The following is a 6,949-nucleotide window of genomic DNA, read 5'->3' on the forward strand; positions in this document are numbered from 1 at the left end:
TAAGGGCAGGTATGTCGTCGAAATTATAATATTTTGAATTAATTCCCCAACAAGAATTACTGATACCTTCAATAATCTTAGCTATCTTTTTGTAGAAATAATGGAGATTGAAATGAATAATCGTCAAATGGCATTGTTACTGGTGACATTATCAACTTTTTTTTGGGGATCTAATTTTAATGCTGCAGCAATCGTTGTCACAGAAGTTCCGCCTCTGGTTGCGGCATCTGAACGTTTTATTATTGCTAGTTTAGTTATTTTTATTTACATGGTTATTAAGGCTAAAAATAATATTGGTGCATTTAAATTAAATTGGCTTGCATTCATTTTACTCGGGTTATGTGGTATTACAGGATTTAATTTAGCTTTTTTCATTGGGTTACAAACAACATCGCCAATAAATGGCGCACTTATTATGGCAACATCACCCGTAACAACAGCGTTAGTTGCCTCAATCATCGATAAGTATCGTGTAACTTGGTCACAAGCCGCTGGTATGATAATTAGTTTAATTGGTGTGGTTTTGGTGATCAGTAATGGCGATATAACTAATATCATTAAATTACAATTCAGTGGTGGAGATTTAATTATTTTATTAGGTAATTTAGCTTGGGCGATTTATACCGTAGGCTGTCGCAAATTTATCTTAAACTCAACCCCATTACAAACAACAAGTTTTACGATGTTATTTGGTACAATTGGGATAGTTTTGTTTTCAGTTTTGCAAGATGACTTAATAAAAGAGATGAAACATATTACTATCTTTAATCATATGATACTTATTTATTTAGGAATAGCTGGCGCTGTATTAGCTTATTTATTCTGGAATGTCGGTATAAAAGAACTTGGCGCAGCGAAAACGTCGATATTTTTTAATTTAGTACCTGTTTTCACAATGTTACTTGCTTTAATAACCGGTTTAATCCCAACTCTATTACAGTTAGTGGGAGCCGTTCTGGTGATTGGTGGGGTCATTTATGCTACGGGTGCTTATAAATTAATGGTAAAAAATCAATGAATGTATCTAATGAGATATATGCGCAAAATCATTAAATAGTGTAACTGATTCATCACATTATTTAATAAATATCAACCTTTAATAATGATGATTATGTGGTTTACTTTATCTATTTTTTCCAATAAATATAAATAATTAAAGTTGTTCGCTGTCTATGAGTATAGTTGTCATTGAAATCAACGTTAATATTAAATGTTAAGTAATTTTAATTATGTGCAATAGATATCTTCACATTTCATATTAACAATAGACAATATTTACCACGAATTGATTTATTTTAATAAAAATTATAACTTTCGATTAATGTAATGGATTATTCACTCGACATGTTTTTTAATCTCCTTTCTTTTAGGGTTTCATCTAAATAGGTAAGAAGGAATTGTTTAAATTAAAATCAGTTTTATGGCTGTTTAATAACATCACTTTTGATATGAATTTCATATCACAAAATAAGTATTTTTGAATTTTTGACTTTTGTTTTACCCTTTTAAACCTTTGTTAAAACCTTTATTTTTCTATTTCTACAGTTGCCACCCAATTGGTGTATCGGGTTAACGTATTTTAGTTTTTCATCTCTAATAATTAATATTTCGTAAACTTAATACCAGCGTTATGCCGTAATGTTATTAGCGACGGAGAGAGTGCAACGATGATTATTGCTCGCAATTTAAAAAGGAATTCAAATTATGGAATCAAGTACTATTTCTGTTGAGAAACAGTCAAATACTAGTATTATTCTGTCCGCTGTATTAATTGTACTTTTAGTCGGTTCAGTTTATATAAGCCAACTCGTTTTTCAGGAAATATCAAAAAGCTTTGCTATAGACATTTTAGATGCAAGATTTGTTTTCAGTTTATCCTGTTTTTTCTATGCAATTTCATTTTTTATATACGGTCCATTATCAGACAGAGTATCCACTCGATTATTGGTTTTTTTTGGTTGTATCGGAACAATATTTTGCCTCTTTTTATCGAGTGTTGTTTACTCGTTTCAAATACATTTATTTATGATGTCATTGACGGGTTTTTTTGCCGCTTCCGTTCCGGCAGCATTATTTGCCTATACCGCTAAAAATACGCCTAATGAAAAATTACCTCAGGCTATGGGGGTGATGATCTCAGCTTCTATAGTCGGCATTATTTTTAGTCGTAGTATTGTTGCTATGATGACAGATATTTGGTCTTGGCAGGTAGCTTTTATTATTTATGCTGGATTTATTCTCTTTGCTTGTTTGTTTATTCCTTTTGGAATAAACAATAGCAACAATAATCCTTCTAATGCGAATAATAGTATTGTTCACATTTATTTAGCCGCTGCAAAATTACTACTTAATAAAAAAGTGATTATATTTTTAATGGTCGGTTTTTTACTCTTTTTTGTTTATCTGGGATTATCTTCTTTTTTAACATTTTATTTAAAAAGTGCGCCATTTTATCTTTCATCAACCGTGTTAGGTTGGTTGAATTTTGCTGGAATGAGTGCCGTTATTGGTGCCACAATAACCGGTAAATTGGCACAATCGGTCAGTGAAAAAAGGTTACTAATTAGTTGTTTAATATGTGTAAGTGTTGCTGTTATTACAATTGGATTTAGTTTGAACTTATTTTGCATTGCACTGGGTATTTTTTGTTTATTTCTTTTTGTTTTTGGCATTCAACCTATTGTTATTTCGGTACTTAATCAAATTGTACCACTAAACTCACGCGGTGCTATATCTTCGTTATATTTACTATCTTGCTTAGCCGGTGGCAGTATAGGTACTTATGTGTTGGGCATTCTCTATGAAAGCCTAAATTGGAATGGTGTAATTTTTGCTTGTATTAGCTTGACATTAGTTAATGTCGCTTTAGCGTGGTTAGGCATGAAGTTAATAAAAAAATAATCAGAAAATGAGAGTTAGTTAAGTAAAATTTAAGATCTTTGTTTGTGATAGCATGATAGATCCTCCCTCTTGAATGCTATCAGTTGTATGTTTTTCTAAAATAATATTATGTTTATGCTGCTTTTTCATGAATTTAGCTCATATACCCTGTTGATGATAGTCGTTGTTTTGTTGTTGGAGATTAACGATTTAGTTGGATTAATGTTGCTAAGTTAAAACAGAGCATTATGACAAGTTTTTTTGTATAATAGTTAATCTGATTTAATCATGACATTACTACGGAAAATTAAGGTGGATTATGGCAAGATCACCAATAAAAAAGGAACTTAATGGTGTATCTCTGTTAAAAGAATACGCAAGTTGGATTTATTGTACAAATTGCAAAAAGACAATTGCTTATCTATGCTATGTGACTTACGACAAATGTCTTTTTGATTTTGAATGTTCTTGTGGTTCTAAAGGTAACCTAGATATTAGTTTCAGCAATGCTCACTATGCACCCAGTAAACAATCCCTTATTCTCGTTAAAAACAGATTTTGTTGTCCTATAGACCAATCACCATTGATTACTTTTGTTGAAAAAAACTTAATTCACTATAATTGTCATATAGCCTGTGTGAGTTGTAAAAATGAGTTTTTCATAAAAAGTAATGAATAATTCATGTCTGTTTTTTGTTTTAATGGATTAATTTTAATAGAGATTTTTAGGTAAATTATGTTTATTCTGGCTTTGATTCATTTAGCTTTGGTATGGGATAGCAAAAATGCTAAGATTCAGTGAGTTTTGCCAGAAAAAGAATAATTAATTTAGAGAAAATATTATGAGTCAATCACTTCCTGATATTGCTTTTTTTCATCAATTAGCAGAGGCAGCCAGTAAACAAACCCTACCTCGTTATCGATCTTCACTCAATTTACATATTGATACTAAACCGAAAGAGGGGTTTAACTTTGATCCTGTCACTGATGCAGATCGTGAAGCTGAAAGAGTCATGCGTTCTCTGATTAATGAAACTTATCCTGAACACGCTATTATGGGGGAAGAGTTCGGTATAACAGGAAAGGGACCGATTCAATGGGTTCTCGATCCGGTTGATGGTACACGTCCATTTTTATGTGGTTTGCCTGTGTGGGGAACCTTAATAGGTTTATTACACAATAAACGGGCAGTAATGGGAATGATGAGTCAACCATTTACAAATGAGACATTTTGGGCTGACGGCAAATGCGCATGGACTAATGGACCTCAAGGCAAAAGACAACTACAAACCCGACAAAATGTGACATTGTCACAAGCAATATTACATACAACTTCGGCAGAATTAGCTTCAAGTTACCCACATGTTAATTTCAAAGGATTGTCAGAACAAACCTTAATGACGCGTTTTGGTGGTGAGTGTTATGCGATGGCAATGTTAGCTGCCGGACAGATTGATCTTTGTTTTGAATTCTCATTACAACCCTATGATATTGTTGCTTTGATTCCAATTATTGAACAGGCTGGTGGTGTTGTTACCACATTAAGTGGTCAACGAGCAGAGTCTGGTGGAACAGTGCTTGCTTCCGCCAATCAAGCTTTACATGAACAAGCTTTACAAGTACTTAATCATTAACTAACTCGATGTAAATTGTCATGAAAATTTCTAATTATACAATGCTCTCTGTAATGATAAAAAACATCTTTCACATTTTTTGGCTTAGCTTATTCTTCTGTTTTATCACAGTTCAGGCTGATGTTTCATTTCCCAAAAAGCGAGGTAGTGTGACAGATCAAGTGGGTATCTTGTCATCGCAAAGTTCAAAGCAGATTAGTGACAAAATCATGTTACTGAAAAATACACAAGGCGTGCAAATAGCCGTATTAATTATCCCAACAACAGCACCATTAACGATAGAAGAATATGCCTCTCATCTTTTTAATCATTGGCAATTAGGGCGTTATAAGATTGATGATGGGGTATTGTTGTTGGTGGCTCTTGATGATAGTGCTGTTCGCATTGAAGTGGGTTATGGCCTAGAAGGTACACTGACTGATTTAACAAGCAAAAATATCCTTAATGACTATTTATTGCCATATTTTAAACAACAGCGTTACGAGCAAGGTATTGAACAGGCTGTTGATGCCATTATTGCAAAAATAAAACATGAACCTTTACCTGAGATTGATCATACACAATTTTATATTACCAAAAATCCCAATGATTTTGGCGTGATTGATATTATTGCGGCAATTATATTTGGTATCAGTTTTTACTTATGGGGTGCTGTTCTTTTTAAATTATTAAAAAACAGGCCATTAAAAGCAGGTATTTTTCTTGTCATTATTTTGAGCATTACTGGTTATTTTGGCGGCTTTGATATTAATACTTGGAACGGCTTAGAATTTGATGAGGAATTTTTAAAAGATAACTTACCATATTGGGTCCAAGTGCTGTTATTAAAAAGTTTACCTAGCTGGATGTCAGTGTTAATGATCTTCACGGTATTTTTGGTTTCTGGCTTTTTATGTTTAATTCTGTTTTGTATGTTGTTTATTCTGCCGTTTGTCATAATTATTAGATGGTTCAAATTCACTAAATTAAATCTGGCTATAATGGGTGGACTCTTTTATGGCATAGTTGCAGGAATTGCAGTAGGGGTAAAATTTGAATCTTTAGCCATTGGTACTGTAACATGTTTACTAGTTACTATTTTGATGGGGATCGGACTTTATACTGGCAAAATAAAACCGACTCATTCAGATTCAAGTAGAGGTAAAAATAGTTCAATTGAGAGCAGATCAAGTTATAGTCATAGATCTTCTAGTGAAAGCAGCTCAAGTTATAGTAGTAGCTCTTCTAGTTCCGATGACAGCGGAGGAGGAGGTCGAAGTGGCGGTGGTGGGGCATCGGGACATTGGTAAAATTCCTGATCATCTCGATGTATCATTAAGATCTTTGTAATTTATTCACGTATCAATCACTGCTATTCGTTATTGAAAATCAGCAGTGAATAGTTATTTAGCTAGCATATTTACTTATTAAAAAATCGAGTGAGTTCTTTATAGTTCTTTACTGATAACGATTTTTATTCAATGCACTAAAATAAAAGGCAATTGAATTTAATATATATTTGTTTTTACTGTTCTAATTACTAATTTATTTTTCCGTAACGCTCTAAATTATTTCTTAATACATCCGGATAATCGAAATCACACCAAGCATATTCTTTTTCTTTTATGTTTTTGCTAGCTGATTTTATATAGAAACTCTGCTGCATGTTACCGTAAGATAACTCGAGGTTGTCAAAATCAACGTAGTCCTGTGTGTTATTCTTTGAATCAATAAAATAAATGCCTTTTTTGTATATACATATCCGATCGAAATTCTGCTTTTCTCGGTAAAAGGTGATCGTTCCAATAATCATAGGGATAAATACAATTATCAATCCATTGGTTATAAAATCAGCTTTTGATTTTCCGACATATTCGAAGATAACTTTTTGAACTTCAGGAATTCTTGTGATCAAGAACAGAGCGAGAAATATAGCCCATACAATAATAATTCTTTTAATTTTTGCTCTTTTGCTGTTATCTTTCAACAATTTGTGTTGCGAGACTATTTCATTTTTCATTTTTACACCTCTTCTAAATATGCAACAATTTTCCTATCTTCTTGCAGGAGAGAAGGGTCAATTAACTCTTTAAACTCTACTATTTTATAGCGTTTATTTTCATAGATAAGTTCCATTCCTAATTTATATTTTTCATAAAATCTTTTTGTTCTTGTTGTCTGTAAACCACCAAATCCTGTGCATTCTAACTGAACAGAACCGTCACTCAGTTTTCTAAAAGTAGGTTTAAAACCTGTTTTGTGAACATGACGATAAGATCCAATAGCAACGGCGATAAAGAGGATAACAGCTACAATCAAAATAATAAGAACAATGGGATCGGTTAAAATATCAAACATATGCACTCCTAAACTCATTAAAAATCAACTTATACGATATTGATTATCCATTTAAAATTGGAATCACCAAAATAATTTTAATCTACATGCTAACGATT

Annotated in this window: 6 protein-coding genes; 4 read left to right on the forward strand and 2 right to left on the reverse strand. The window is 32.4% G+C overall.

The window, feature by feature from the left end; genetic code table 11:
• The first annotated feature begins 112 nt into the window (after window positions 1–112).
• The 4 genes from A9G11_RS13620 (at window position 113) to A9G11_RS13640 (ending at window position 5,803) form a co-directional block, all read left to right on the forward strand.
• A complete protein-coding gene (locus tag A9G11_RS13620) occupies window positions 113–1,018 on the forward strand; it encodes a DMT family transporter (protein WP_065620122.1) in 906 nt (301 codons plus the stop codon).
• Window positions 1,019–1,704: 686 nt separating this feature from the next.
• On the forward strand, window positions 1,705–2,901 hold the full coding sequence (locus tag A9G11_RS13625; RefSeq protein WP_065620123.1) for an MFS transporter: 1,197 nt from the start codon (window positions 1,705–1,707) through the stop codon (window positions 2,899–2,901).
• An 821-nt stretch (window positions 2,902–3,722) separates the two neighbouring features.
• A complete protein-coding gene (hisN, locus tag A9G11_RS13635; protein WP_065620125.1) occupies window positions 3,723–4,514 on the forward strand; it encodes a histidinol-phosphatase in 792 nt (263 codons plus the stop codon).
• 20 nt (window positions 4,515–4,534) lie between these two features.
• The gene (locus A9G11_RS13640) at window positions 4,535–5,803 is read left to right on the forward strand and encodes a TPM domain-containing protein (RefSeq protein WP_065620126.1); all 1,269 of its coding nucleotides are present in this window, start codon (window positions 4,535–4,537) and stop codon (window positions 5,801–5,803) included.
• Window positions 5,804–6,033: 230 nt separating this feature from the next.
• On the opposite strand, the gene A9G11_RS13645 is transcribed toward A9G11_RS13640, so the two are convergent.
• Window positions 6,034–6,513 (reverse strand): hypothetical protein, encoded by a 480-nt coding sequence (locus tag A9G11_RS13645; RefSeq protein WP_065620127.1) that lies wholly within the window; start codon window positions 6,511–6,513, stop codon window positions 6,034–6,036.
• A gap of 2 nt (window positions 6,514–6,515) precedes the next feature.
• Window positions 6,516–6,851 carry a hypothetical protein gene (locus A9G11_RS13650; RefSeq protein WP_065620128.1) on the reverse strand — a complete coding sequence of 112 codons (336 nt, stop codon included), beginning with the start codon at window positions 6,849–6,851 and terminating at the stop codon, window positions 6,516–6,518.
• Window positions 6,852–6,949 lie beyond the last annotated feature (98 nt).

The organism is Gilliamella sp. wkB108 (assembly GCF_001690195.1).
GTDB lineage: Bacteria > Pseudomonadota > Gammaproteobacteria > Enterobacterales > Orbaceae > Gilliamella > Gilliamella apicola_L.